Origin of the sequence: Thiopseudomonas denitrificans (assembly GCF_002866065.1) — a bacterium.
Lineage (GTDB): Bacteria > Pseudomonadota > Gammaproteobacteria > Pseudomonadales > Pseudomonadaceae > Thiopseudomonas > Thiopseudomonas denitrificans.
This window is the reverse complement of sequence record NZ_LNJZ01000006.1, coordinates 1-22193: the sequence shown is the minus strand read 5'-3', so window position 1 is coordinate 22193 and position 22193 is coordinate 1. Positions and strand designations below refer to the sequence as shown.

At 58.0% G+C, this 22193-nt stretch carries 19 protein-coding genes, 1 tRNA gene and 1 pseudogene; 16 read left to right on the top strand and 5 right to left on the bottom strand.

All coding sequences use genetic code 11. The features are described 5' to 3' along the window. Nucleotides 1–110: 110 nt before the first annotated feature. From AR306_RS05350 to AR306_RS05340, 3 genes are all read left to right on the top strand, one after another. The gene (locus AR306_RS05350; RefSeq protein WP_101496630.1) at nucleotides 111–1382 is read left to right on the top strand and encodes an aromatic amino acid transporter; all 1272 of its coding nucleotides are present in this window, start codon (nucleotides 111–113) and stop codon (nucleotides 1380–1382) included. 68 nt (nucleotides 1383–1450) lie between these two features. Beyond that, complete coding sequence (locus AR306_RS05345; RefSeq protein ID WP_101496534.1) at nucleotides 1451–2584, top strand: cation diffusion facilitator family transporter; 1134 nt, start codon at nucleotides 1451–1453, stop codon at nucleotides 2582–2584. Nucleotides 2585–2717: 133 nt separating this feature from the next. After that, entirely contained in the window at nucleotides 2718–3299 is a 582-nt protein-coding gene (locus AR306_RS05340) for a hypothetical protein (protein WP_101496533.1), read from the top strand. Between the two features lie 144 nt (nucleotides 3300–3443). Here the strand turns inward: AR306_RS05340 and AR306_RS05335 are convergent. Further along, nucleotides 3444–3533, bottom strand: a tRNA-Ser gene (locus AR306_RS05335). 158 nt (nucleotides 3534–3691) lie between these two features. On the opposite strand from AR306_RS05335, the gene AR306_RS05330 reads away from it, so the two are divergent. Then, nucleotides 3692–4456: a spermidine synthase gene (locus AR306_RS05330; RefSeq protein WP_101496629.1), complete on the top strand. Its 765-nt coding sequence runs from the start codon at nucleotides 3692–3694 to the stop codon at nucleotides 4454–4456. A gap of 84 nt (nucleotides 4457–4540) precedes the next feature. Here AR306_RS05330 and AR306_RS05325 read toward each other — a convergent pair whose 3' ends face one another. After that, the gene (locus AR306_RS05325) at nucleotides 4541–5233 is read right to left on the bottom strand and encodes a crotonase/enoyl-CoA hydratase family protein (protein ID WP_101496532.1); all 693 of its coding nucleotides are present in this window, start codon (nucleotides 5231–5233) and stop codon (nucleotides 4541–4543) included. A 193-nt stretch (nucleotides 5234–5426) separates the two neighbouring features. On the opposite strand from AR306_RS05325, the gene tusA reads away from it, so the two are divergent. The 11 genes from tusA to AR306_RS05270 all read left to right on the top strand — a co-directional run bounded on the left by tusA (nucleotide 5427) and on the right by AR306_RS05270 (nucleotide 17816). Next, nucleotides 5427–5663 (top strand): sulfurtransferase TusA, encoded by a 237-nt coding sequence (gene tusA, locus AR306_RS05320; protein WP_101496531.1) that lies wholly within the window; start codon nucleotides 5427–5429, stop codon nucleotides 5661–5663. A gap of 4 nt (nucleotides 5664–5667) precedes the next feature. Next, complete coding sequence (locus AR306_RS05315) at nucleotides 5668–6558, top strand: NAD(+) kinase (protein WP_101496530.1); 891 nt, start codon at nucleotides 5668–5670, stop codon at nucleotides 6556–6558. Then, nucleotides 6558–7523 (top strand): metallophosphoesterase, encoded by a 966-nt coding sequence (locus tag AR306_RS05310; RefSeq protein WP_101496529.1) that lies wholly within the window; start codon nucleotides 6558–6560, stop codon nucleotides 7521–7523. Before AR306_RS05315 ends, AR306_RS05310 begins: the two co-directional genes overlap by 1 nt. Next, nucleotides 7520–8395 carry a rhomboid family intramembrane serine protease gene (locus AR306_RS05305; protein ID WP_101496528.1) on the top strand — a complete coding sequence of 292 codons (876 nt, stop codon included), beginning with the start codon at nucleotides 7520–7522 and terminating at the stop codon, nucleotides 8393–8395. Before AR306_RS05310 ends, AR306_RS05305 begins: the two co-directional genes overlap by 4 nt. Before the next feature lie 142 nt (nucleotides 8396–8537). Then, complete coding sequence (locus tag AR306_RS05300; RefSeq protein ID WP_101496527.1) at nucleotides 8538–8813, top strand: YeaC family protein; 276 nt, start codon at nucleotides 8538–8540, stop codon at nucleotides 8811–8813. Next, on the top strand, nucleotides 8813–9643 hold the full coding sequence (locus tag AR306_RS05295; protein ID WP_101496526.1) for a DUF2797 domain-containing protein: 831 nt from the start codon (nucleotides 8813–8815) through the stop codon (nucleotides 9641–9643). The genes AR306_RS05300 and AR306_RS05295 overlap by 1 nt, the downstream gene beginning before the upstream one ends. Nucleotides 9644–9931: 288 nt before the next feature. Beyond that, a complete protein-coding gene (locus AR306_RS05290; RefSeq protein ID WP_133539566.1) occupies nucleotides 9932–10492 on the top strand; it encodes a hypothetical protein in 561 nt (186 codons plus the stop codon). Nucleotides 10493–10944: 452 nt separating this feature from the next. Next, entirely contained in the window at nucleotides 10945–11418 is a 474-nt protein-coding gene (locus tag AR306_RS05285) for a hypothetical protein (protein WP_101496524.1), read from the top strand. Between the two features lie 27 nt (nucleotides 11419–11445). Continuing rightward, nucleotides 11446–14067: an aminopeptidase N gene (gene pepN, locus AR306_RS05280; RefSeq protein WP_101496523.1), complete on the top strand. Its 2622-nt coding sequence runs from the start codon at nucleotides 11446–11448 to the stop codon at nucleotides 14065–14067. 323 nt (nucleotides 14068–14390) lie between these two features. After that, a complete protein-coding gene (locus AR306_RS05275) occupies nucleotides 14391–15413 on the top strand; it encodes a WD40/YVTN/BNR-like repeat-containing protein (RefSeq protein ID WP_240622489.1) in 1023 nt (340 codons plus the stop codon). A gap of 24 nt (nucleotides 15414–15437) precedes the next feature. Next, the gene (locus AR306_RS05270) at nucleotides 15438–17816 is read left to right on the top strand and encodes an efflux RND transporter permease subunit (RefSeq protein ID WP_407071181.1); all 2379 of its coding nucleotides are present in this window, start codon (nucleotides 15438–15440) and stop codon (nucleotides 17814–17816) included. A gap of 112 nt (nucleotides 17817–17928) precedes the next feature. Here the strand turns inward: AR306_RS05270 and AR306_RS05265 are convergent, their stop codons facing one another. The 3 genes from AR306_RS05265 to AR306_RS05255 form a co-directional block, all read right to left on the bottom strand. After that, nucleotides 17929–19005 (bottom strand): LOG family protein, encoded by a 1077-nt coding sequence (locus tag AR306_RS05265; protein ID WP_101496522.1) that lies wholly within the window; start codon nucleotides 19003–19005, stop codon nucleotides 17929–17931. Between the two features lie 9 nt (nucleotides 19006–19014). Further along, nucleotides 19015–20442: an MBL fold metallo-hydrolase RNA specificity domain-containing protein gene (locus tag AR306_RS05260; RefSeq protein ID WP_101496521.1), complete on the bottom strand. Its 1428-nt coding sequence runs from the start codon at nucleotides 20440–20442 to the stop codon at nucleotides 19015–19017. A 498-nt stretch (nucleotides 20443–20940) separates the two neighbouring features. Next, a complete protein-coding gene (locus tag AR306_RS05255) occupies nucleotides 20941–21393 on the bottom strand; it encodes a hypothetical protein (protein WP_101496520.1) in 453 nt (150 codons plus the stop codon). Between the two features lie 211 nt (nucleotides 21394–21604). On the opposite strand from AR306_RS05255, the pseudogene AR306_RS13715 reads away from it, so the two are divergent. Next, nucleotides 21605–22193: pseudogene (locus AR306_RS13715) on the top strand (hypothetical protein); the annotation flags it as partial.

Here is a 22193-nt window from a genome sequence, read left to right as displayed (position 1 = left end):
GCACGAGGATGGACAAATCCGGCATTTGTTCTGATGTTGTGGCCCCGCTGGGGTATCCTGTGCCGTTTCGGGCGCTGCCCGGCCATTTTTCCGCTTTTCAGGCTGTATTCATGACGCAACAACAAGGGCTTTCCAAAGCGGCCGGCACCCTGGCCGGCAGCATGATCATTGCCGGTACCGCCATCGGGGCCGGCATGCTGGCCAACCCCACCGCGACGTCGGGCATCTGGTTTGCCGGTTCGGTGCTGGTGCTGCTTTATGTCTGGTTTTGCATGTGCATGTCGGGGCTGATGCTGCTTGAGGTCAATCTGGGCTTTGCGCCCGGTGCCAGCTTCCACAGCATGGTGAGCCAGCTGCTGGGGCGCGGCTGGAACCTGGTCAGCGGCCTGTCCATCGTGTTTGTCCTGTATTCGCTGACCTATGCCTATATCTATGTCGGTGGCGGGCTGACGCGAGAGGGCATGCAGGTGCTGGCCGACTGGGCCGGCTGGGCCGGGCCGGTGCCTTCACGCACACTGGCGGCCATCCTGTTTCTGTGCGCGCTGGCGTTTTGTGTGGCCAGCTCGACCCGTTGGGTCGGTTATCTGTCCACCTTGCTGATTGGCGGCATGCTTGGCAGTTTCTTTCTCGCTACTGGCAGCCTGCTGGAACAGTGCGAACTGGCTATCCTGCTGAACAGGGGAGACGGGCAGGCAAGCATTTACTGGCAGTTCGCCCTGTTTGCCTTGCCGGTCTGCCTGGCTTCGTTCGGTTTTCATGGCAATGTGCCCAGCCTGGTCAGCCATTACCAGCAGGACGGACGGCGGGTCGCGCGCAGCATCGTGCAGGGTTCGCTGCTGGCGCTGGTGCTGTATGTAATATGGCAGGTTGCGGTACAGGGCAACCTGCCGCGCAGCGAGTTTGCGCCGGTGATCGCGGCTGACGGTGATGTTGCCGTTCTGCTGCAGGCGTTGTCGGCCCATGTCGGGACGCTGCACGCCGGCGGTTTTCTGGCCGCATTTGCCTACATGGCGATTGCCAGTTCTTTTCTGGGCGTGACGCTGGGGCTGTTTGATTATCTGCGTGACCTGTGCGGCTGGCCGGATAGCCTGGCCGGACGTATCAAGACCGCATTGCTGACCTTTGCGCCACCGTTGCTGGCGTATCTTGTCATGCCGACCGGCTTTGTCCGCGTCATGGGCTATGTCGGGCTGATGGCGGCGATCTGGGCGGTGCTGGTACCGGCACTGTTGCTGCGCGCCAGCCGTCGCCGCAACCCCGCACGGGCCCGCGTGGTCCCGGGCGGGCAGTGGATGATCGGCTTTGTCATCCTGTTTGCGGTTCTGGTGTTTGCCACCCAGTTGCTGCTGTTGGCCGGAAGGTTGCCGGTTTATCAGGGCTGAGCGGCCGCATGTGCCGGATGCGCAAACTGGATTATGATAGACAGCAAAGGATAAGGAGAGGGTGAAACATGAATTCACGTCAACGGGCTGTTGAGCGCCAGCGCGCGATGCGCAATACCAGCATTGTCGGCGCGCTGGTCAATCTGGTACTGACCGCAGGCAAGGTCTTTTTTGGGGTGGTCGGACAGTCCCATGCGCTGATTGCCGACGGAATTCACTCGCTTGCCGACCTGAGCACCGACCTGATGGTCTGGGTCGCGGCCAAGTACAGCACCCAGCCGGCGGACGAGCAACACCCCTATGGTCATGCACGCATTGAGACCATGTTTACCGTGGGGCTGGGGGTGGTGCTGATCCTTACTGCCGGCGGCATTGTCTGGGATGCGACCGAGCGCCTGATCAATCCGGATACCCTGATGCATCCGTCAGCCATTGTCCTGCTGGTTGCATTCATTTCGATTGTTGCCAATGAGGGGCTGTACCAGTACACCATGGTGGCTGCGCGCAAACATCGTTCCGGACTGCTCAAGGCCAATGCCTGGCATCATCGCTCGGATGCCATTTCTTCGGTGGTGGTGTTGCTGGGCGTGGCGGGCAGCCTGATGGGCGTGGCCTATCTGGATGCCTTTGCTTCTGTCGTGGTGGCGTTCATGATTGCCAAGATCGGCTGGGACCAGGCCTGGATGTCGGTGCGCGAACTGATCGATACCGGGCTTGAACCCAAGCAGCTCAAAGCCATCAAGGAGCTGATCAACAATATCGAAGGCGTCAACGGTGTGCACATGTTGCGTACCAGGCGCATGGGCGGAAGCTCGATTGTTGATGTGCACATCCAGGTGGACGAATTCCTCAGTGTGTCGGAAGGCCATCGCATCTCCGAGCATGTGCGCCATATTTTGCTGGAGTCGAACAAGAATATCGTGGATGTGGCGATTCACATCGACCCCGAGGATGACGAGAACGAAGATCCGAGCAACCGGCTGCCGATGCGGGCGCAGGTGATGCAGGATTTGCGCCGGGTATGGGCAGAGGAACTGAAGTACGTGGATATGGAAAAGGTTGTGTTGCACTATCTTGACGGGCAGGTGCATGTCGAGGTGTTCTGCAGCCGGGACCAGCCGCATGATCTGGGGGGGAGACTGATCGAAAAAGCTGAAGCGCTAGGGTATACAGGCGACATAAACCTGTATAGCCCGGTCTGATGTTGGCAACCCGGTGCGCACGGGGCATGGCTGCGCGGGCCCGCGCCAATCAACATAACATGGCTGGACGGCTTTGTGTCCTGGCGCAGCTGCTGCCGATGATGCTGAAACGGAAACAGGGAGGTGTTGCACAGTGAAGGAAATCTGCCGCCCGCTTGTGCTGGCATTTCTAGTGTTGTCGGGTTGCACCCTGTATCCGCTGGGCATACCGGAAGACCAGTGGCTGCGCATGACACCGGAGCAGCAGCACGAAGCGCGCATGGAGCAGGCACGCCAGGACGAAGCTGCCCGGGTGCGTTACGAAGCCCGCCTGCAGCGCCAGCATGAACAGGAGCAAAAGGAGCGTAGCGAGCGCGAACAGCGTTTGCGCCAGGCGGTGCCCGGTGATGTCTTGCAATGCACCCTGGATGGGATACAGATCAACCTGCGCAAGAACAAATGGCGTGCGGCCAACCCGGTGGCGGTCGAGCTGTTGCAGGGCGAAAGCATGGATATCGTGCTGGAACGCAGTGATAAAAGCTATCAGCAGCGGGCGGCCCGGATCCGCTTCGAACGGCTCAGTGTCCAGCTGTGTGATGGCGGTGGCAGGGACTGTGCCGTGCTGGCAGCAACGGGCCGCGAGTTGCAGCGCGGCAAGCAGCTGAAGTTGGATAACCGTTGGCTGCGTGGAGTGCTGAAGTGTCAGTATCCGCCACAGTTCTGGCATCCGGGCTAACCCGGAGGAAAGGGGCGGCCTGATACAAGGGGCAGATCCATTTTGAACGGCCAGGCAGACCTGCCCCCTTGTTCGACACTTCTTCGATATCACGAAAAACAGGCAAAAAAAATCCCTGAATAATCAGGGATTTAAAGTAAAATATGGCGGTGAAGGAGAGATTCGAACTCTCGATACGGTCTCCCGTATACCCGCTTTCCAGGCGAGCTCCTTCAGCCACTCGGACACTTCACCGCAAATCTGAGCGGGCTTTGTTCCCGTTCAGGTGGCGCACTATACTGGAGACGTTTTTCAAATGCAAGCCCGCAAACGGGTTTTGTCGCAGGTGCAAAAGTGCCAGCGGGTTTTGTGTCATATTGATCGGCCAGTTTGGGGTTTGGGGAAACAATAAATTGCAGTTTTTCTGGTCAAGAAAAAAGAGCATTGCCGAAGCGGAAGATGCCCACGGGCGCATTCTGGTCGAGCAAAAAGGCTCCATGCGTTATCTGGTGTTTGGCGAAGACTCGGAACAGAGTGCGGTGTGCATGCGCTTTCCGCTGCGCCTGCAATATGAATATTCCAGGGCCATGCTGCTCGGAGCGCTGTGTCATGATGCACCGGAAACGGCGTTGTTCATGGGGCTGGGAGCCGGGGCGCTGGTACGCAGCTGTCTGGATGCGCTGCCGGGGCTGTTTGACGCGGAAGTGATTGAGCTGCGCCCGGAGGTGGTACGGCTGGCACAACAATACATGGGCTTCAAGGATGATGAACGCCTCACCCTGCGCGTGGGGGATGCACTCGAACTGCTGGAAAGCGCGGAGCAGGCCGACCTGGTCTTTCTTGACCTGTACAACGAGCAGGGACCTTCACGGGCCCACATGGCATGGGACTTTCTGGCCGGTTGCCAGGCCAGGCTGTCGCCCGGCGGCTGGCTGGTCATCAATCAGTGGGCCTTGCTGGATAGTAAACCGCTGGCCACTCCATTGTTGCAAGGCCTGTTTGCCGGACATTACTGGGAAGTGCCGGTTACCGAGGGCAACGTGATTCTGTTGATACCGGCCAGCACGGAGCAGAATCTGCCGGTTGAGCAATTGCGCACGCGAGCAGCTGCGGTTGGCAAGCGGCAGGGGCATGACCTGTTGTCGCTGGTAAACAATATCCGGCTGGCCAGCCGGTAGATGCCAGGATGTGCGACCGGTCAAGAAAAAACCCGCATGTGCCGGGCGTATGCGGGCTTTTCATGCCTTGAAACGGTGCCCGGCTCAGCCCAGGCCGTGTACCCGATCATGCTCGATGGCGGCATCCAGCGCGGCGAGCAGGCCGGCACGCACCTTGAGCTTGGTCTTGGCATGGGCCGGCATGTTCAGTTGCTTGAACTGTTCCGCGATTGCCATGGCGCTTTCAAGCAGCTGTTCGGCAGGCACCACCCGGTCAACAAAGCCGGCCACGCGGGCTTCTTCCGGAGAGAACATTTCGGCATTGATCACGGAACGCTGGAAAGCGGCGGGCGTCAGGCGGTCGCGGGCGAGAATGATGCCGGCATCATGCATGGTCATGCCGATCTGCACTTCGTTGAGGCCGATCTTGAACTCGCCGTCGATGGCGATGCGGTAGTCGGCAGCCAGCATCAGGAACGCGCCCTTGGCAACGGCATGCCCGGAGCAGGCGACAATCACCGGATAGGGATGTGCTAACATACGCCGCGTTAATGCTGAGCCCTGGGCAACCAGGTCCAGCGCATTTTGCGGGCCGGACATCATCACTTTCAGGTCATAGCCGCCGGACAGGATGCCTGGCTGGCCGGTCAGGATGACCACCGCCTTGTCGGCCTCGGCCCGGTCCAGTGCGGAGCCGAGTTGCTGTATGACCTCGGGGGACAGGGCGTTGACCTTGCCATTATTGATTTGCACGATGGCAATGCCATTGTCCAGTTGATAGCTGACCTGGGTGTTCATGCGCATTTGTTCCTTGTTTTTTTTGATTAAGAACAAATACAGTAGCCAGCCAGCAGTACCGGGTAAAGCGAAATTACTGACCTTGCGGTCACGCCGTAGCGGCCGCTCCAGCGCTTTGCCGGGTACAGGGCCCGTGCCAAAGCACAATGCCCGGGCGAACCCTAATTGACCAACAGCGGAACACAGAGACAGCATGAACCCGATGGCAGATGAAATTCTCGACGCGCGCGGACTTTTTTGTCCGGAACCGGTGATGATGCTGCACCAGGCCGTGCGCCACTTGCAGGGCGGCCAGGTATTGCAGGTACTGGCCAGCGACCCCTCGACCTGTCGAGACATCCCCAGGTTTTGCACCTTCCTTGGGCATAGCCTGCTGCAAACAGAGGAAACAGAAGGCCAATACAGCTACTGGATACGGAAGAAGGACTGACAGCTTGAGCACGTTCTATAACATTGGTGTGGTCGGTCGTCTTGGCAGCGTCAAGGCACTGGATACCATTCGTCGCCTGAAAACCTGGCTGCAGCAGCAGGAACTGAATGTCATTCTTGACGAGGACATTGCCGAAATGCTGCCTGGTCACAGCGTACAGGTCAGCTCGCGCAAACAGCTGGGCGAGGTCTGCGACCTGGTGATCGTGGTTGGCGGCGACGGCAGCATGCTGGGTGCCGCGCGGGCACTGGTCAGTCACAACATTCCGGTGCTGGGCATCAACCGCGGCAACCTGGGGTTTCTGACCGATATCACCCCCGAACACATGGAAGAGCAGGTCGGTGCCGTTCTGGCCGGCGACTACGAGGTGGAAGAACGCTTCCTGCTGGAAACCGAGGTCATGCGCGAGGACAGCCTGGTGGGCGGCGGCGACGCACTCAACGACGTGGTGTTGCATCCGGGCAAATCGACACGGATGATCGCCTTCGAGCTGTATATCGACGGTCAGTTCGTTTACAGCCTGAAGGCCGACGGACTGATCATCGCCACACCGACCGGTTCCACCGCCTATGCCCTGTCGGCGGGCGGGCCGATCATGCATCCGAAAATCGATGCCATCGTGATAGTTCCCATGTATCCGCATACGCTGTCGAGCCGGCCAATTGTGGTGGGTGCCGACAGCGAGCTGAAAATCGTCATTTCCCATGACATGAGCATCTACCCGCTGGTGTCCTGTGACGGACAAAACCATGCCAACTGTGCGCCGGGCGATGTCATTCACATTCGTCGCAAGCCCCAGCGCCTGCATTTGCTGCACCCGCTGGAGCACAACTTCTATGCAGTCTGCCGCGACAAGCTCGGCTGGGAAAGCCGCCTTGACCAGAGAAGCCCCTGATGCTTATTGATCCGCAGCGCGGCTACGACATCATTGGCGACGTCCATGGTTGCGCCAGTGCGCTGGAACGCCTGCTGGAACAGCTCGGCTATCGCAAAACCGGTGGTGTCTGGCAGCACCGGCAACGGATGGCGATTTTCCTGGGGGACATCATCGACCGTGGACCGCAGATCCGGGAGAGCCTGGAGATCGTGCGCCTGATGGTCGAGGGCGGGTATGCCCACTGCATCATGGGCAACCACGAATACTATGCACTGGCCTGGCATACCGCCGCGCCGGTCGGCAGCCGACAGCCATTTGTTCGTGAGCATAGTCCGCGTCATGCCGGCATCTGGCAAGCTACCGCGCGCGCCTTCGCCGAGCATCCACACGAATGGCAGGACTATCTTGGCTGGTTCGCCCGGCGACCGCTGTTTCTTGATGGCACCAGTTTTCGCGTGGTGCACGCCTGCTGGGACAAAGAGCTGATCGAGGGCGTGCGCCAGCGCTTTGGCGGTGGCGAAGTGGACCAGGCCTTCATCCAGGCTTCGGCCGAGCACGGCAGCTTCGAGCACCGGGTGTGCAACCGGTTGCTGCGCGGCATCAACCTCATGCTGCCCGGCGGCCAGAAAATGGCCGGCCAGGACGGTCTGACCCGCAGCACCTACCGGGCCCGGTTCTGGCAGGAAGAACAGGCGCCACGCACCTACGCCGAGCTGGCCTTTCAGCCCGACCCGATGCCGGAGAACATCGCCAGCCAGCGCCTGCCAAAAGGTTTTTATCAGCAGCTGGTACAACACCAGGCCAGTGACCCGATGCTGTTTGTTGGTCATTACTGGCGTGATGGCGAGCCGGCACTGATCAGCCCCAACCTGGCCTGCCTGGACTACAGTGCGGTCAACGGTGGCCGGCTGGTCGCCTACCGGCTGGATGATGAAACCCGGCTGTTGCCGGAAAAATTCGTCTGGGTGGAGAACAACGCATGAGCTGGCAGCTGGCATTGCAAGCACCGCTGGAGCAGGACCTGTCCGGCTTCCGGCACCTGTTGCAGGCACGGCATATCGGCCACCGCATCAGCGAAGCGGCGGGACAGCAACAGCTCTGGGTGGCGGATACCGTCACCGCCGAGCATGTGCGCCAGCTGTACGAAGCCTGGCTGCAGATGCCGGCCGACAATCTCGAATTTGCTGCTGCGCCAGCTGATGCAGCAGCAGGCAGGGGCATGAGCTGGAAACAACAGCTGCGCCGTTATCCGCTGACCGCACTGGTGTTGCTGCTGACCTTGCTGGTGGCCGTCTGGACCGGCGTGGGTGATGTGGTCGAAAACGTCGCCAAGCTGACTTTCAACGCGGTATTGATCGAGGGCGACCGGGCCTGGTTCGTGCCGCTCGACCAGACCCTGGCCAGCGGGCAGTGGTGGCGACTGGTGACGCCGGTACTGATACACTTCGGCTGGCTACATCTGGCCATGAACTGCATGTGGTTCTGGGAGCTGGGACGGCGCATCGAGCAGCACCAGGGCAGCCTGTTTCTGCTTGGCCTGACCCTGTTGGCAGGCGTGATCTCGAATGTCAGCCAGTTCTTTTTTTCCGGTCCGGCCTTTTTTGGCGGCTTGTCCGGTGTGCTCTATGCCTTGCTCGGCTTCTGCTGGATTTACCAGCGGCTCTGTCCGGTGGCGGCCTATGCGCTGCCCAGAGGCGTGGTCGGCATGATGCTGGTCTGGCTGGTGGTGTGCCTGCTGGGCATTGTCAGCGCGCTGGGCTTTGGGCAGATAGCCAACGCCGCGCATGTCAGCGGCCTGCTGGTTGGCTGTGCCGCCGGCCTGCTGGCCGGTTTGCTCGCTCGTGCGCGGGCTTGACGGTTTTTTGATGGCCTGCCGGCCGACCAAACCATGCAGGCAGGCATCAGGCAAAAACGTATGGATACGCAATGAAATAGCTCGTAAATCACTTGAGGTTTCCGAGCGCATGATAATTGATTCAAAGTATTAGGATCGAATGATGACAGATTTTATCAAGATGATTGACGACATCAACCCGGAAACCTACGCCAGCCTGAGGCAGGCGCTGGAGCTGGGCAAATGGCCGGACGGCAACAAGCTGACCCGTGAGCAGAAGGAACTGACCATGATGGCGATCATCGCCTGGGAACAGAAGAACCTGCCCGAAGAACAGCGCACCGGCTATCTGGGGGAAGACAAATGCGCCTCCCAGAAAAACAAGGAGCTGAACATTGACCCCAGCCTGTTTGCTCCGGCTGCCGGGACGCTGCATTGATGAGCGAGCTGGCCCGTGGCGCGGCGGTCAAGATGCGCATCGAGCTGCAGGAACCGGCCCGTTACGGAATGCGGCTGGGCGAAGAGGAGTTGCCACTCAACGAGCTGCTGGGACAATCACTGCAGCTGGAGTATCTCGGCGGAATCAACTGCATCCACTGCCAGCGCAAGACCAACAAGAGTTTTGCCCAGGGCTATTGCTGGCCGTGCTTTGGCAAGCTGGCGCAGTGCGACAGCTGCATCATGAGCCCGGAAAAATGCCACTTTGACGCCGGCACCTGCCGCGAGCCGGAGTGGGGCGAGGCCAACTGCATGGTTGACCACTTCGTCTATCTGGCCAACTCCAGCTCGGTCAAGGTCGGCATCACCCGTGGTACCCAGCTGCCGACCCGCTGGCTGGACCAGGGAGCCTCGCAGGCGCTGCCGATTTTTCGGGTGAAAACCCGCCAGCAATCGGGCTTTGTCGAGGATGCGTTGCGTGCCAATGTTTCTGACCGCACCAGTTGGCAGGCCATGCTCAAGGGCGATCCCGAGCCGGTTGATCTGCCGGCGCAGCGCGACCGTTTGCTGAAGCTGTGTGCTGCCGGGCTGGATGCCCTGCATCAGCGTTTCGGTTTGCAGGCCATCCAGCCGCTGGAAGATGCCGAAGTGACGGACATCCGTTATCCGGTGCTGGAGTATCCGAAAAAGGTCAAGAGCTTCAACCTGGACAAGGAGCCGCTGGCTGAAGGCACGTTGCTGGGTATCAAGGGGCAGTATCTGATTTTTGATACCGGGGTGATCAATATCCGCAAGTACACCGGGTATCAGTTGGTCTTGCGGAGGCTTTGAGTTTTGGATGTGGGGTGTGTTTCGGTGTGGGCAGGCAGGGCGGGACGCTCCGCAAGCTGACGCTGCCAGTGCCGAAGCACGCTTCGTCCCTGTTGCTGAGGCTTGCTCCGGTCCCACCCTGCCCGCGTAAACACCGGGTCGGTGGAGGGCGGGTGGCCCGGCTGTGCCGGGCTGCTGTCGCTGTGTCCGGGAGCTCAGTAGAGTTGAACCAGCACCCGTAAGTGCGAATTTATTCGCACGCCAGTCAATGTGCACTGGGTTGTCCGAATAAGTTCGGACCCACGGCCTATGTATCCGCCTGTTCAATGTTTTGCTGTGCACCCGTGCGAATTTATTCGCATAACCAAGCTGCTTCAAACGCGAAAAGGAGCAAAAATGCAATTTCATGTTTCTGCACAAAAAGTCCGCAAAGACCGGCGCTGGGCGACGGGCTTGATCCTGGTGCTAGGGCTTTGCTGTGTGGCCTTGCTGTTCAAGGCAGTACGGGTTGAGGCTGCGTCCGATCTGATGCTGCCCATTGCCGGGCTGGTGATTCTTGCCCTGACCATTTTTGTCACGTTCCGCCACATCCAGCAGGGCGCGGCTGCTTATCCTTCGCTGATGCTGGATGAGGAAAAGCATCAGGCAGCGGTTAGTTACAATAGCGTTGTCGTGCAGGTGGATTTGTTGCAGGTCAAAAACCTGCGCTTTCAAACCCGGTTTGGGCGGGTTAAATCCATTATTCTCAAGGCAGATAGCGGCCAAATTTTCAAGCTGGTTGGTTTTGAGAACATGGATGTACTGATTGCTACGCTGGAGCGGCTGGTGCCGGCGGACAGGGTAAGCAGGACGGCTTTTTTACATCAGTAAGGTTGTTTGCCTTTGGTGTTGGCAGGCCGGTCGGGACGCTGCGCAAAGCTACGCTGCCAGTCTCGAAACACGTTTCGATCCTGTTGCTGATGCTTTGCTCCGGCCCCGACCGGCCTGCGGCAACATCTTGGCGTTTGGGAGAGAGTGGCCCGGCTTTGCCGGGCTGCTGTCGCGGTGTTTCGGTTGCAGTTGGTTTGTTGGTTCGACCCTGTCATCCTGCGTTTTGCGCAGCAAAATCGCAGGATCCATAGTTCGTTTTAAAGTAACGGGTTGGTTGATAGTAAAGAGCGTGCTGAATGAATTGATTAGTTCGACAAGCAAGCCGTCGATTAGGCATGTCATGCTGTGCGTAGTCACGGCATCTATGGACTCTACGACTCCCTAAGCTCGCGCAGAGTGGCGCGTTGTAGCTTAATTCAGGGCTTCCTAAGAATAAAAGGAACAGGTTAAGGATGCAGTTTTTTGTTTCTGAGCAACAAGTAAGCAAAGATCGACGAAAACTTATATATTTAGTGGTTTTTTTACTATTTGTTTGCGTTTTTTTGTTATTAAAGGCAGTGAATGTTAAAGCCGCCACTGAACTGTTTTATCCCATTCTTGGAATAATAATTTTTACTCCCATATTTCTTTCCAGCTATCGAAAAATCAAGCATGGTGCAGCCACTTACCCCGTTCTTGTGCTGGAGCAGGAAAATCGGCAAATTACCGTTCGTTATAAAGACATTGTTGTTAATGTCGATTTGACGCAGATTGAAGGTCTGCGTTTACAAAGCAAGTCTGGCAGTTTGGTGTCAATCATCCTGAAAACAGCCGCTGGAGAAACGCTTAGGTTTGAAGGTTATAAAGATATGGACGCATTGGCTGATGCTCTTGAAAGCCTAGTGCCGGCAGAAAAAGTAACCAAATCCTCTTTTTTTCACCACTAATACAGCATTATTTAGAGTTAAAAGAAAATGACCCATACCCCAAAAACCATCCGTCTGGCCGATTACCGCGCGCCGGATTATTTGATTCACGAAACCCACTTGCATTTCGAGCTGTATGACGACCATGCGCTGGTGCATGCCCATCTGGTGCTGGAGCGCAATCCGCAGCTGGACGACAGCTTGCCGCCGCTGGTGCTGGATGGGGTCAAGCTGGAACTGAAGCACATTGCGCTGGATGACCGTGTGCTGGGCGCGGGCGAGTATCAAGTGGATGAGGAAAGCTTGCGTCTGCAACCCGAGAAAAACAGCTTTACGCTGGATACCACGGTACGTATCGAGCCGCAGAATAATACCGAGCTGGAAGGGCTGTACCGCTCCGGCGGCATGTTTTGTACCCAGTGCGAGGCGGAGGGCTTCCGCAAGATTACCTATTACCTCGACCGTCCGGATGTGATGAGCAGCTTTACCACCACGCTCAGCGCCGACAAGCAGCAGTATCCGGTGCTGCTGTCCAACGGCAACAAGATTGACGAAGGCGAGGAGGGCGAGCGCCACTGGGCGAGCTGGGAAGATCCGCACAAAAAGCCGGCTTACCTGTTTGCGTTGGTGGCTGGGGATCTCTGGTGTGTCGAGGACAGCTTTACCACCATGAGCGGGCGCGAAGTTACTTTGCGCATGTTTGTCGAACCACAGAATGCCGACAAGTGTCAGCACGGCATGGACAGCCTGAAAAAGTCCATGCGCTGGGATGAGGAAGTCTATGGCCGCGAGTACGATCTGGATATCTTCATGATTGTCGCCGTCGATGATTTCAATATGGGCGCGATGGAGAACAAGGGGCTGAATATCTTCAACTCCAGTTGCGTGCTGGCCAAGCCGGAAAATTCCACCGATGCCGCCTTCCAGCGCATTGAAAGCATTGTCGCCCACGAGTATTTCCACAACTGGTCCGGCAACCGCGTCACTTGCCGCGACTGGTTCCAGCTTTCGCTGAAAGAAGGCTTTACCGTATTCCGTGATGCCGAGTTTTCTGCCGACATGAACTCGCGCACCGTCAAACGCATCGAGGATGTTGCCTACCTGCGTACCCACCAGTTTGCCGAGGATGCAGGCCCGCTGGCGCATCCGGTGCGCCCAGCCGAATACATGGAAATTTCCAACTTCTACACCCTGACCATCTACGAAAAAGGCGCGGAAGTGGTGCGTATGCTGCACACCTTGCTGGGCGCGGAGCTGTTCCGCAAGGGTTCGGACCTGTACTTCGAGCGCCATGACGGCCAGGCTGTGACCTGTGACGACTTTGTTGCGGCTATGGAAAGCGTCAGTGGCCGCGACCTGACCCGGTTCAAGCTTTGGTACAGCCAGGCCGGCACGCCCGTGCTGCAGGTCAGCGACAGCTACGATGCCGAAAAACAGGAATATCGCCTGCAAGTACGGCAGAATTGCCCGCCGACTCCAGGCCAGCCGGTCAAGGAACCGATGGTCATTCCGCTGGCCACGGGGCTGCTGGATGCGGTAACGGGTGAGGAAGTCCGTGGCACACAAGTGCTGGAACTCACCGAAGCCAGCCAGGAGTTTATCTTTACCGGTATTGCCAGCCAGCCACTGCCATCCCTGCTGCGCGGCTTCTCCGCGCCGGTCAGGCTGGAATACGCCTACAGCCGCGAACAGCTGGCATTTTTGCTGGCCCACGACAGCGACGGCTTCAACCGCTGGGAAGCCGGCCAGCAGCTGGCCATCCAGGTGTTCAGCGAAGCATTGACACAACAGCAAAACGGCCAGACTCCAGCGTTTGACCCACAACTGGCGCAGGCTTTGAGCAAAGTGTTAGCTGATACACAGCTGGATGAAGCACTCAAGGCCGAAATCATCAGCCTGCCCAGTCTGGCCTATCTGCTTGAGCTGCAAACAGAAGCTGATGTTGCCAACAGCCATGTGGTACGCGAGGCACTGCGTCTGAGTCTTGCCCAACAGCTGGAACAACCACTGCGGGAAATCTACCAGCAACTACGCGAGCAAGCACGCGCCACTGATTACCGCCCCGAAGCCGGGCAGATTGGCCGTCGCCGCCTGCAGAACATGACTCTCAGCTATCTGATGCTGCTGGAGCAGGATGACATCCTCGCTGCCTGCATTGCACAGTTCGAGCAGGCCGACAACATGACCGAGCGCATGGCCGCGCTGGCTAATCTGGTCAACAATCCCGTCCGTGAACAGGCAGAGCAGGCATTGGCCGCCTTCGAGCAGGAGTTCGCCGTCGATCCGCTGGTTATGGACCAGTGGTTCAGCGTGCAGGCATCCAGTCCACTGTTTAGCGATACAGCACAAATCCGCCAGCTGATGCAGCATCCAGCCTTCAGCATCAAGAATCCGAACAAGGTGAGGGCGGTGCTCGGTGCTTTCAGCCAGCACAACCTGCCGCAGTTCCATGCTGCTGACGGCAGTGGTTATGCACTGCTGGCCGAACAGGTGGCCGTGCTGGATGGTCTCAATCCGCAAATATCGGCGCGCATGGTCAACCCGCTGACGCGCTGGCAGCGCTACCAGCCCCGACAACAGCAGCAGATGCGCGCCGAGCTGGAAAAACTGCAGCAGTTGCCGAAGATCTCCAGGGACCTGTTCGAAGTGCTGGAAAAATCACTCGGCTGATATGCCGGTGATGCAAAGCGGTGGTGCCTGCTGCTGTTTCGGGCAGGCAACCACTACAAAAGTCGAAGAGGCTCATTTTCCTGCAAATATACCTGTAAAAAAGTGTTTCAGACGCCTAAAGCCCAGCTGTCATGCGGGTTTGGCTGAAACAGCCTTGCCTGGCAAATTGATTGGTACCAGCTGGTCACGGCATGACCAGAAAGGCAACTAAAATCGCGTATCAAACACTTGTTTAAGACACTTTTTCCCACTATGGTGATGCAACGATTTTCCCGTTACATACCTTGCACTTGCACAAAAATTACAATGAGGGAGCGTTCCCCATGCATGAATCCGTGATGTCAGCCCGTTCCATCTGCAAACGCAGTGTGCTGGCACTGTCCATGGCGTTGCCGCTTTTGGTGGCGCCGCTCGCAGCTGTTGCGGCCACAGAGTCTGCCAGCGCCCATTCCATCCAGTCGGCACGAGCCAGTGAAACCCTTTTGCTGGGCATTACACAGGCTGGCAAACGGCTTGTTGCCGTAGGCGAACGTGGCCATATCCTGTACTCGGATGATGCCGGAGACAGTTGGCAACAGGGCCGGGTGCCAACCCGTCAAATGCTCACTGCGGTGTTCTTTGCCGACGAAAAGAACGGCTGGGCAGTGGGGCATGATGCCCTGATTCTGCACAGTGCTGATGGTGGCGAGAGCTGGAGCGAGCAATACCGTGATACCGGGCTGGAAGCACCCCTGCTGGACGTCTGGTTTGCCGATGAACGGCACGGTTTTGCCGTAGGTGCCTATGGCACCATGCTGCGCACCGATGATGCTGGCGCCAGCTGGGAAGATATTGGCGGCGAACTGAACAACGAGGACGGCTACCACCTGAATGCCATTACCCGTATCAAGGATGCCGGGTTGTTTGTGGTCGGGGAAATGGGCCTGATGCTGCGCTCGGCCGATGAGGGGCAGACCTGGGAAGAAGTTGCCAGCCCCTATGAGGGTTCCCTGTTTGGCGTGTTGCCGACGCAACAGGCGGACACGCTGGTGGTTTACGGATTGCGCGGACACCTGTATCGCTCGGACGACTTTGGTGACAGCTGGCAGGACATCAGCCTGCAAACTCCGCAGGGCGGCACCCTGCAGTTCGGCCTGGCCGATGGCGCGCTGCTTGACGATGGCCGCCTGCTGGTTGTAGGCCATGGCGGAGCGGTTCTGGTCAGCAACGATAACGGTCAGAGTTTTTCTGTCAGCCTGCGTGAGGACCGCTTTTCCTATGCCGGTGTTGCCATGCGGCCCGATGGCCGGCTGATACTGGTCGGGCAGGGCGGAGTGCATATTGAAGGCTCCATGGCGACTCCATAAGAACGATAAAAGGATGAGATACGCATGATTTCCAAGTCCAAAAGCAACCCGGCAGCCGTCATGGAGCGCCTGGTGTTCAACAATCGGCCGGCGGTGATCCTGCTCACTCTGCTGGTCAGTCTGTTCCTGTTCTGGCAGGCGGCGCAGGTGCGTCCGGCCACCAGTTTCGAGAAGATGATCCCGCTCAAGCATCCCTATATCGAGAAGATGCTCGAATTCCGTGACGATCTGGCCAACCTTGGCAACAGCGTGCGTATTTCGGTAGAAGCGGTGGACGGTGATATTTTCAATGCCGAATACATGGCCACCCTGCATCAGATCAGCGATGAGGCTTTTTATATTCCGGGGGTTGACCGCTCGGGTGTGCGCTCGCTGTGGAGCCCCAACGTGCGCTGGACCGAAGTCACCGAAGAGGGCTTTGATGGCGGTGAGGTGATTCCGCAAACCTACGACGGTTCGGCTGAGAGCCTGGAAGAACTGCGCAGCAACATCCTCAAATCGGGGCAGGTCGGCCGGCTGGTGGCCAACAACTTCAAGTCCAGCATCGTCGAGATTCCGCTACTGGAAGTGTTTCCCGATCCGGAGGACAACAGCCGCCTGTTGCAGCTGGACTACCGCCAGTTTTCCCACCAGCTGGAAGAACACATCCGCGACAAATACGAACAGCAAAACCCCAATGTGAAAATTCACATCATCGGTTTTGCCAAGAAAGTGGGTGACCTGATCGATGGCCTGATCGACGTGGCGATGTTCTTCATCGTCGCACTGGGCATCACTTTTGTTTTGTTGCTGCGTTTCACCCGTTGCATTCGCAGCACCCTTGCAGTGCTGTTCACCACGCTGATTGCCGTGGGCTGGCAGCTGGGGCTGCTCAACTTGCTGGGGTTCGGTATCGACCCGTATTCCATGCTGGTTCCTTTCCTGGTGTTTGCCATCGGTATTTCCCATGGCGTGCAGGTGGTCAACGGTATCGCGATTTCCTCCAGCACTTCGGTCAACCCGCTCAGTGCCGCACGCATGGCGTTCCGTCAGCTGTTTGTGCCGGGCATGGTCGCCTTGTCGTCGGATGCTGTGGGTTTCATCACCCTGATGCTGATCGACATCGGTGTGATCCGCGAGCTGGCCATTGGTGCCTCGGTGGGTGTGGCGGTGATCATCCTGACCAACCTGATTTTCCTGCCGGTGGTGGTTTCCTATCTGGGGCTGGGTAAAAAGGCGCTAGAATACAGCCGTGGCAGCGAAACACGGGAAAGCAGGCTGGCCCGCAGGTTTTCCGCCTTTGCCAGCGCCAGAGTGGCACCGGTGTCCGTGGTGCTGGCTCTTGCCGCAGCCGGCTTTGGCCTCTGGTACGGACAAAACCTGCAGATCGGCGACCTGGACCAGGGAGCGCCGGAACTGCGTCCGGACTCACGCTACAATCTGGACAACGACTTCATCATCCACAACTACTCGACCAGCTCGGATGTACTGGTGGTGATGGTCAAGACCGCCAGTGAGTCCTGTTCACGCTATCCGGTGATGGAAGCCATGGACGACCTGACCTGGAAAATGGAAAACACGCCTGGCGTGCAGTCGGTGATCTCCATGGTCACGGTGTCCAAGCAGGTGATCAAGGGCATGAACGAGGGCAACCTGAAGTGGGAAGCACTGTCGCGCAATGCCGATATCCTCAACAACTCGATTGCCCGTGCCGACTCGCTGTACAACTCCGACTGTTCGCTGGCACCGGTGCTGGTGTTCCTTGAGGACCACAAGGCACAAACCCTGAGCACCGCCATTGCGGCCGTCGAAGACTTTGCCGCCGAGCGCAACACCGATGATTACCAGTTCCTGCTGGCATCCGGTAACGCGGGTATCGAAGCGGCGACCAACGAAGTCATCGCCCTGTCTGAAACCAAGATGCTGATCGCGGTCTATGCCGCCGTGATGTTCATGTGCCTGCTGACCTTCCGCTCTGTAGCGGCCACTGCCTGCGTGATCCTGCCGCTGGTACTGACCTCGGTGCTGGGCAATGCGCTGATGGCCTTCCTCGGCATTGGCGTCAAGGTGGCCACCCTGCCGGTCATCGCGCTGGGTGTGGGTGTGGGGGTCGACTACGGCATCTATATCTACAGCCGTCTGGAAGCTTTCCTGCGCATGGGCATGCCGTTGCAACAGGCCTACTACGAGACGCTGAAATCAACGGGCAAGGCGGTTTTCTTTACCGGTATCTGCCTGGCGATTGGCGTGGCGACCTGGATTTTCTCCGCCATCAAGTTCCAGGCCGACATGGGCCTGATGCTGACCTTCATGTTCTTGTGGAACATGTTTGGCGCGATCTGGCTGCTGCCGGCGCTGGCGCATTTCCTGATCAAGCCGGAAAAGTTGTACGCCGCAAACAGCCAGCAACAGGCCACTGACTGACTGCAGCAGAGCCGTCACCACCGGGTGGCGGCTCTGCTGCAAGGCCTGTTTCAGACACTGACAAAAAAGCCTCTGTCATCATGACAGAGGCTTTTTCATATTGCAGCCGGACTTATTTTTCCCAGTTTTCCTCAAGATTGATGAAGTCCACCAGCTGACGCAAACGGCCCAGATCACGGGCATTGAAGGCAAACTCGAGCCGCTGCAGATTGCAGAATTCCGGTTCCTTGTGGGTTTCCGGGCAATACTGTACCTGACTGAAACCGCCGGCAAGGCAGATGCCGCGGAAGTTGTCGTTCAGGTGCTGCAGGGCACTGGCAGTGAGACGGTGATTGGTGCGGATAACAAAGTTGCCGCCATACCAGCGGGTCGAGTGATAGTTGGCATAGAAGCGGGCGATTTCCTGGCCGGCCTCCTGCGGCGAGCGCACCAGCCGCATCAGGTCCATGTCTTCCGGCAGGATGTAGCCCTTGTCGACCATCTCCTCACGCATGAACTCCAGGCACTGGTCCCAGTAGGTGCCTCCTTCCACATCCAGCAGCACAATGGGTACCAGCGGGCTCTTGCCGGTTTGAACCAGGGTCAGTACTTCCCAGGCCTCGTCCAGGGTGCCGAAGCCGCCGGGGCAAAGTACCAGGGCATCGGCTTCCTTGACGAAGAACAGCTTGCGCAGGAAGAAGAAGTGGAAGGTCAACAGGTGGCTGTTGCGTGCCTGCATGGTGGCGTTGGCACCCTGTTCGAAGGGCAGCACGATGTTCAGGCCCAGGCTGCTATCGGGGCCGGCCCCTTCGTGGGCAGCAGCCATGATGCCGCCACCGGCACCGGTAATCACCATCAGGTTATGGCGGGCCAGAATCTCTCCCAGTTCCTTGGCTTGCAGGTACAGCGGGTTGTCGGCCGGGGTGCGGGCCGAGCCGAACACGGTCACTTTGCGGCGGCGCTTGAAACGTTCGAGCAGGTCGAAGGATGCCTCCAGCTCGCGCAAGGTCTGCATCATGATCTTGGCGTCCCAGCGGCTGCGGTCGGCTTCGGCCATGCGTGCCACAGTCAGCATCATTTCCCGGTACAATGCCGCGTTTGGACTATTCGGCGGCACCGCCGCTTCCAGCAGTGCATCAATGCGCTCGGCTACATCAAAGGAGCTAACCAGGTACTGGCGCTCCAGGTATTCGTCGGTATGGTTTGACATTTTTACTCCTTAAATGGCGATACGATCGCCGTGCTCCGGGATCTGTACCGTGCGGCCCAGTTTTTTCTGCAGAATGTCCTGCAGAATTTCCATTTTTTCCAGCTCTCCGTGGACCAGATAAAGCTCAGGGTTTGTTTCAAACCGGCTGGCCCAGTCAACCAGCTGTGACTGGCCGGCGTGGGCGGAAAAGCCACCCAGGGTATGCACCTTGGCCCGTACCACGATTTGTTCACGCAACACCTTGACCGACTCTGCGCCATCGACGATGGCCCGTCCGGTGGTGCCACGGGCCTGGAAGCCGGTGAACACCAGATGGCAGTCGGAGCGCCACAGGTTGTGCTTGAAGTGATGCACGATACGCCCGCCGTTGCACATGCCGCTGCCGGCAATGATGATGGCGCCACTCTTGATGCGGTTGATCGCCATCGATTCGTCCGGGCTGGGCGTCAGGCGCACGATTGGTAGCCAGTCTTCCAGCCGGGAAATGTTGCGCTCGCGCAGCATGGCCAGGTTTTCGGCATCGAACTGTTCATGGTGGTTGAAGTAGATCTGGTTGGCGCGGATGGCCATCGGGCTGTCGAGAAACACCACCTGCTGTGGCAAGCGGCCCTCCTGGTAGAAGCGGCCGAGGTGAAACAGGATGTCCTGGGTACGCCCGACCGAGAACGCGGGAATCATCACGTTGCCGCCATCCTCGTGGGCCTGCTGCAAGATGGCAGCCAGCTGGTCAAGGGTGTCTTCGTTGCAACGGTGATCGCGATCACCATAAGTCGATTCCATCAGCAGTACATCGGCCTCTTTCAGAATCGTGGGTGCCCGCATCAGGGGCGAGCAGGTGCTGCCCAGATCGCCGGAGAACACCAGCTTGCGGGTGCTGTTGCTGGGCTCCTTGAAGGTCAGTTCGACAATCGCCGAACCTATGATGTGGCCAGCGTCATGGTACTTCAGCTCGACGCCGGGCACGATCTGCACACACTCGCCGTAGGCCACCGGGCGGCGCTGTTTGAGCACACGCTCGGCATCATTGCTGACGTAAATCGGTGCGATGGCCCGCTTGCCGCGCCGGGCACGCCAGCGGTTTTCCCATTCGGTATCCTTTTCCTGGATGTGGGCGGCATCCATCAGCATGACTTCCAACAGGTCGCTGGTCGCTTCGGTGGCGTACACCGGGCCACGGTAACCTTCGGCCACCAGGCGTGGCAGCAGGCCACTGTGGTCGATGTGGGCGTGGGAGATGATCACTGCCGACAGGTGCTCCGGGTTGAAGGCAAAGGGGCTGCGGTTGCCATTACCGTTGTCGTCATCATTATTATCGTTGTGGTGGCCACCCTGCTGCATGCCGCACTCCAGCAGGATCAGCTGCTTGTCGTGGGTTTCAAGCAGGTAACAGGAGCCGGTTACCTGACGGGCCGCGCCGAGAAAACTCAGTAATGCCATGGCTGCCTCGCTAAACAGGGGTATCCCTGTGAATGGGTTGAAGAAATTATTTGCAGGCTATCATAACGCAATGGGATGTAGTTGTTTTTTGCCAGTGGTGTTGCGGGGCGGGCATGGCACTTCGCAAAGCTGACGCTATCAGCGCCGAAGCAAAGCTTCGACACTGGTGCTGATGCTTTGCTACGGCCATGCCCGCCCCGTCGATACACCGAGGTGTTGGAGAGGAGGAAAGGCCCGGCTGCGCCGGGCTGCTGTCGCTTCTTTCCACCCTGCGATCTGCACAATGTCTAGCTGCTTTCGCTTTTCTCCACCCACCCCAAAAGATTGCGGCTTGCACAATGCCTGCTGCTGATATGGGTTGTAGTGGAGCAAAGCCTCTGCCGCCAGGGATGGCGGCAGGGAGCCTACATGGATGTATTCACGGCGTCTTTGCGTAACTACAACCCATATCAGCCATCACCGATTTATCATCAGCAATCGTAAAAAAAACCACACCCTTCAGGGCGTCATGCCGGCCGCCACGCAGGCGGCAGCAAAGCGGCTGGAGCATTGTTCGTTGAAGTGTTTTTTGGCAGCCTTGCGACAATCGCGATACAGCAAAGAACCGGTTGGATAGTTGTTGCAGACGCTGCTGGTGTCGATTCGGTTGTTCACCAGCCGGTAATGAAATACGCCTTTGCTGGCTGGTTTTCTGGTCTTGCGCTGGTTGCTGAAGGCATGGCTGCTCCAGCTCCAGTTGACCTTGAATGCCTTGCTGGCAGTCTGCTTTCCGGCAGTTGACGTACGGCAATAAAGGCTCTCCGCTGGCGGCGGCAAGCTGTTATGTGCGCCGCGTGGCTGGTAATTGTCGTCATTGAAAACGCGCTGCTTGCCGGCCGGTTCTGCGCAGATCAGGGCAGGCGCCAGGAGCAAGCTGAAAACAAGTGGACAGAATAGGGACAGGGGCTTCATGGCAACTTCCTTGTTGATGGCTGATGCCTGCACACCATGTGCGGGCTGGTATTATGCAAACAGGTTTCGTTTGAGTCGTTTTATACAAAAAACCTTCTGAATGCAAAGAATTTTCTGTCAGATGGCAAACGTTTATCAGGTACCGCACCGGCTGATATTGCAGGCTGCCCAAGTCTAAGAACTGCTGTTGCAGACCCGCCTTAAGCCTTATATGGAAGCAATTGAGCTGACCCTGAGCGATGAGGGCGTTGGTTTTGGTTTCTCACAGGTTGATGCCCTGTTCCAGGCAGGCTATGAAAACGCTCCGGCTGAAGCGGTTCGTGACCTGCTGGATTTGCAGCGCGTGCGTGGTATTGAACTTTCTGCATTGGGCTGGGAAGGCTTGGGTCAACTCAATCAATGGCTAAATGATGCCCAGGGTGGCCCCAACGAAGCGTTGGTGCTGGCTGCACTTGCTGATTTCGGGTATTCCGGTATTCGTTTACAGGGCGAAGGCGGCAAGGGCAATTATGTCTTCATCAGTGATGACAGTGGTGGCGTTCTGCAAGGTATGGGTGGCAATGACCTGATACTAGGCGGTGACGGCGACGACTGGCTGGATGGCGGTAGCAACAACGACATCATGCAGGGCGGCAAGGGCGACGATACCTACGTGGTTGATTCAGTTGACGATGTGGTGATCGAACACGCCGATGAAGGGATTGATACGGTTGAAAGCAACGTCAGCTACACCCTGGGCGACAACGTCGAAAACTTGACATTGCTGGGGCATAAAAACCTGTCCGGTACGGGCAACGAGC

Excerpts from the sequence above, each read along its gene's own strand:
- AR306_RS05350 (WP_101496630.1), top strand. The coding sequence starts at position 111 with ATGACGCAACAACAAGGGCTTTCCAAAGCGGCCGGCACCCTGGCCGGC.
- AR306_RS05345 (WP_101496534.1), top strand. The coding sequence starts at position 1,451 with ATGAATTCACGTCAACGGGCTGTTGAGCGCCAGCGCGCGATGCGCAAT.
- AR306_RS05325 (WP_101496532.1), bottom strand. The coding sequence starts at position 5,233 with ATGAACACCCAGGTCAGCTATCAACTGGACAATGGCATTGCCATCGTG.
- tusA (WP_101496531.1), top strand. The coding sequence starts at position 5,427 with ATGAACCCGATGGCAGATGAAATTCTCGACGCGCGCGGACTTTTTTGT.
- AR306_RS05310 (WP_101496529.1), top strand. The coding sequence starts at position 6,558 with ATGCTTATTGATCCGCAGCGCGGCTACGACATCATTGGCGACGTCCAT.
- AR306_RS05305 (WP_101496528.1), top strand. The coding sequence starts at position 7,520 with ATGAGCTGGCAGCTGGCATTGCAAGCACCGCTGGAGCAGGACCTGTCC.
- AR306_RS05300 (WP_101496527.1), top strand. The coding sequence starts at position 8,538 with ATGACAGATTTTATCAAGATGATTGACGACATCAACCCGGAAACCTAC.
- AR306_RS05295 (WP_101496526.1), top strand. The coding sequence starts at position 8,813 with ATGAGCGAGCTGGCCCGTGGCGCGGCGGTCAAGATGCGCATCGAGCTG.
- AR306_RS05290 (WP_133539566.1), top strand. The coding sequence starts at position 9,932 with ATGTATCCGCCTGTTCAATGTTTTGCTGTGCACCCGTGCGAATTTATT.
- AR306_RS05285 (WP_101496524.1), top strand. The coding sequence starts at position 10,945 with ATGCAGTTTTTTGTTTCTGAGCAACAAGTAAGCAAAGATCGACGAAAA.
- pepN (WP_101496523.1), top strand. The coding sequence starts at position 11,446 with ATGACCCATACCCCAAAAACCATCCGTCTGGCCGATTACCGCGCGCCG.
- AR306_RS05275 (WP_240622489.1), top strand. The coding sequence starts at position 14,391 with ATGCATGAATCCGTGATGTCAGCCCGTTCCATCTGCAAACGCAGTGTG.
- AR306_RS05270 (WP_407071181.1), top strand. The coding sequence starts at position 15,438 with ATGATTTCCAAGTCCAAAAGCAACCCGGCAGCCGTCATGGAGCGCCTG.
- AR306_RS05265 (WP_101496522.1), bottom strand. The coding sequence starts at position 19,005 with ATGTCAAACCATACCGACGAATACCTGGAGCGCCAGTACCTGGTTAGC.
- AR306_RS05260 (WP_101496521.1), bottom strand. The coding sequence starts at position 20,442 with ATGGCATTACTGAGTTTTCTCGGCGCGGCCCGTCAGGTAACCGGCTCC.
- AR306_RS05255 (WP_101496520.1), bottom strand. The coding sequence starts at position 21,393 with ATGAAGCCCCTGTCCCTATTCTGTCCACTTGTTTTCAGCTTGCTCCTG.